Genomic DNA, 3367 nt, shown 5'->3' on the forward strand with positions numbered 1-3367 from the left:
GCCGACCAGGGCGGCGCGGTCGAGATCGCCGCCGCGCGGATCGCCGCCGAGGCCAGGAGCCGCCCCGTGATGGTCGACCTGAGCGCCGTCGCGCGCCTCGACACCCTCGGCGCCTGGGTGCTGGAGCGGACCCGCGGCGAGATCGAGGCGGCCGGCGGGCGCCTGAGCTATGCCGGCGTGCGGCCTGAGCACCGCATCCTGCTCGGCGAGATGCACCTGCGCGATCCCGAGCCGGCCGCTCCCGTCCGCCAGGGCCGGGTCTTCGCGATGCTCGACGGCCTCGGCCGCCGCGTGGTCCGCGGCGGGCACGACCTGATCACGGGGCTGGCCTTCCTCGGCGAGGTGATCGCCGCGTGCCTGCGCGTGGCGTCGCGTCCGTCGACCTTCCGCGGCCGGGCCTTCGTCAACCAGATCGAGCAGGTCGCCTTCCGCGGCGTGCCGATCATCTTCCTGATCTCGTTCCTCGTCGGCGGCATCGTCGCGCAGCAGGGCATCTTCCAGCTCCAGCGCTTCGGGGCGGCGGCCTTCGTCGTCAACCTGATCGGGCTCCTGATCCTGCGCGAGCTCGGCGTGCTGCTCACCTCGATCATGGTGGCCGGACGCTCCGGCTCGGCCTTCACCGCCGAGATCGGCTCGATGCGGATGCGCGAGGAGGTCGACGCCCTGCGCGTGATGGGGCTCGACCCGATCGAGATCCTGATCGTTCCGCGCATCCTCGCCCTCGTCGTCGGGCTGCCGATGCTGACGCTGATCGCGGCGCTCGCGGCGCTGACCGGCGGCGGCCTCACGGCGATGGCCTATGGCGGGCTCACGCTGGAGCAGTTCCTGGCGCGGCTGCAGGCGGCGGTCGGCGTCCACCACGTCCTCGTCGGGCTGATCAAGGCGCCGTTCATGGCGCTGATCATCGGCATCATCGCGACGATCGAGGGGTTCGCCGTGGAGGGCTCGGCGGAATCGCTTGGGCGCCACGTCACCGCCTCAGTCGTCAAATCCATCTTCATGGTGATCGTCCTCGACGGGTTGTTCGCGGTGTTCTTCGCGGCGATCGATTTCTGAGGATCCGGTGCGAAACCCAGACGCCATGCCCGAGACGACCGAACCCGAACCGATCATCCGCGTCCGCGACCTCGTCGTCGGCTTTCGCGACCGCACCATCCTGAAGGGCCTGAACCTCGACATCCGCCGCGGCGAGATCCTCGGCTTCGTCGGCCCGTCGGGCCAGGGCAAGTCGGTCCTGACCCGCACGATCCTCGGCCTCGTGGCCAAGCGCTCGGGCACCATCGAGGTGTTCGGCCAGGACATGGACGGCCTCACCATCGCCGAACGCCGCAGCGTCGAGCAGCGCTGGGGCGTGCTGTTCCAGCAGGGCGCGCTGTTCTCGGCGCTCACCGTAAAGCAGAACATCCAGATGCCGATGCGCGAGCACCTGAACCTGTCCGAGCGCCTGCTCGACGAGTTCGCGCGCCTCAAGATCGAGATGGTCGGCCTCAAGCCGGATGCCGCCGACAAGCTGCCCTCAGAACTGTCGGGCGGCATGATCAAGCGCGCGGCGCTGGCCCGCTCGCTCGCGCTCGACCCCGAGATCCTGTTCCTCGACGAGCCGACCTCGGGCCTCGACCCGATCGGCGCCGGCGAGTTCGACGAGCTGGTCGCGACCCTCAAGCAGACCCTGGGCCTCACCGTCTTCATGGTGACGCACGACCTCGACAGCCTCTACACCGCATGCGACCGCATCGCGGCGCTCGGCGACGGACAGATCATCGCCGCCGGCACGATCGACGAGATGCTGGCGCACGACCACCCGTGGCTGCGCTCGTACTTCCACGGCAAGCGAGCCCGGGCGATCGTCCCGGCGGCGCCGATGCGGACGGGCGTCCCCGCCCATGCGTGACCGCTCGCACCGGGGGCGGATGCCGGCGCGCCGCGCGGGTGCGCCCGCGCACCGCACGAATGCCACAGCTTGGCGGAAGGCCTGAGATCATGGAGACCCGTGCGAACTTCGCCCTCATCGGCGCCTTCACCCTCGGGGTGATCCTGGTCGGCTTCGGCTTCGTGCTGTGGCTATCGGGCGGCTCGTCGCGGCAGGTGAGCCAAGCGGTGCGCGTCGTGTTCTCGGGCAGCGTCGGCGGGCTGTCGCGCGGGTCGAGCGTGACCTTCAACGGCATCAAGGTCGGCGAGGTGACGGACGTCCACCTGCTGCCGCAGGATCCGCGCCGGGTCATCGCCGAAATCAAGGTGGCCCCCTCGACGCCCCTGCGCGCCGACACCCGCGCGCGCCTCGATTCGGCGATGCTGACCGGCGTCTCGGTGATCGCGCTCAACGGCGGCAACGCCGACGCGCCGGCGCTGGCGCCGGGCACGAACGGCGAGATGCCGACGATCTTCGCCGACTCGTCCGACATCCAGGACATGATGGCCGCCGCCAAGCAGATCGCGCAGCGGGCCGACGACGTGCTCCAGCGCCTCGACAAGCTGGTCGCCGGCAACGAGGGCGCGATCACCCGCACGCTCGCCAACGTCGAGAGCTTCTCGAAGACGCTGGCCGAGGCCGGGCCCGCCGTCTCGAGCCTGGTGAAGGCGGTGGACGGCAGCAAGCTCAACCGCGTGATCGACAACGCCGACCGGTTCTCGAGCGCGCTCGCGACGTCGAGCCCGGACATCGAGGCCGGCCTGCACGACGCCCGGTCGCTGGCGGGCAAGCTCAACGCCTCGGCCGACCGGATCGACGCCGTGCTGAAGGGCGCCGAGGGCTTCCTCGGATCCGCCTCGGGCGAGGCCGGCGCCAGCACCTTCACGCAGGTGCGCGAGGCCGCGATCTCGGTGCGCGACGCCGGCAAGGCGTTCCGGACCCTGTCCGAGAACCTCGACAAGCGCACCGCCAACATCGCCACGAGCTTCGGGCGGCTCAGCGGCACCGGCCGACGCGAGGTCGAGGCCCTGTCGACCGACGGGCAACGCACGCTCAACACCCTGAACCGCACGGTCCGGACGCTGGAGCGGGATCCCTCGCAGGTGATCTTCGGCGGCAAGCCGTCGTTGCCGGAATACAACGGTGGCCGCTGAAGTCGCGCCGTTCCGGGTCGATGTGCCTCGCCGCACGGCACATTTCATGCGGCCGAATAGTTTGAACGGCACAGCTTCATCCGTTCCCGGCCACCCGGCCGGGAACGTTCAGGTATCGCGTATGCTCCGTCCCGTTACCGGTCTGGCCCTGGTCGCCTCGCTCGTCGCCCCGATCCTCGGCGGCTGCGGCGGGGGCGCTGCGCCGCTGACCTTCGACCTCATGGCGCTGCCGGTGCCGGCCGCGATGTCGAAGGCGCGGATCTCGGAGATGAGCTGGTAGTCGGCCACGACCTTGTCGCCGGGG

At 70.6% G+C, this 3367-nt stretch carries 4 protein-coding genes; all 4 read left to right on the forward strand.

The genetic code is table 11. The features are described 5' to 3' along the window. The coding region (locus FV223_RS23445) for an MlaE family lipid ABC transporter permease subunit (protein WP_147729240.1) at positions 1-1056 on the forward strand (1056 nt) is incomplete at its 5' end. 25 nt (positions 1057-1081) lie between these two features. Beyond that, the gene (locus FV223_RS23450) at positions 1082-1891 is read left to right on the forward strand and encodes an ABC transporter ATP-binding protein (RefSeq protein ID WP_187276224.1); all 810 of its coding nucleotides are present in this window, start codon (positions 1082-1084) and stop codon (positions 1889-1891) included. 89 nt (positions 1892-1980) lie between these two features. After that, positions 1981-3063, forward strand: a complete 1083-nt coding sequence (locus FV223_RS23455; protein WP_147729241.1) for an MlaD family protein — start codon at positions 1981-1983, stop codon at positions 3061-3063. A 121-nt stretch (positions 3064-3184) separates the two neighbouring features. Continuing rightward, positions 3185-3343, forward strand: a complete 159-nt coding sequence (locus tag FV223_RS23460; RefSeq protein ID WP_246689772.1) for a hypothetical protein — start codon at positions 3185-3187, stop codon at positions 3341-3343. Positions 3344-3367: the final 24 nt, after the last annotated feature.

The sequence above is a fragment of the Methylobacterium sp. WL116 genome (assembly GCF_008039455.1).
Taxonomy (GTDB): Bacteria; Pseudomonadota; Alphaproteobacteria; order Rhizobiales; family Beijerinckiaceae; genus Methylobacterium.

Bases quoted from the DNA above. Each gene is read 5' to 3' on its own strand.
- FV223_RS23450 (WP_187276224.1), top strand. From the start codon at position 1,082: ATGCCCGAGACGACCGAACCCGAACCGATCATCCGCGTCCGCGACCTC.
- FV223_RS23455 (WP_147729241.1), top strand. From the start codon at position 1,981: ATGGAGACCCGTGCGAACTTCGCCCTCATCGGCGCCTTCACCCTCGGG.
- FV223_RS23460 (WP_246689772.1), top strand. From the start codon at position 3,185: ATGCTCCGTCCCGTTACCGGTCTGGCCCTGGTCGCCTCGCTCGTCGCC.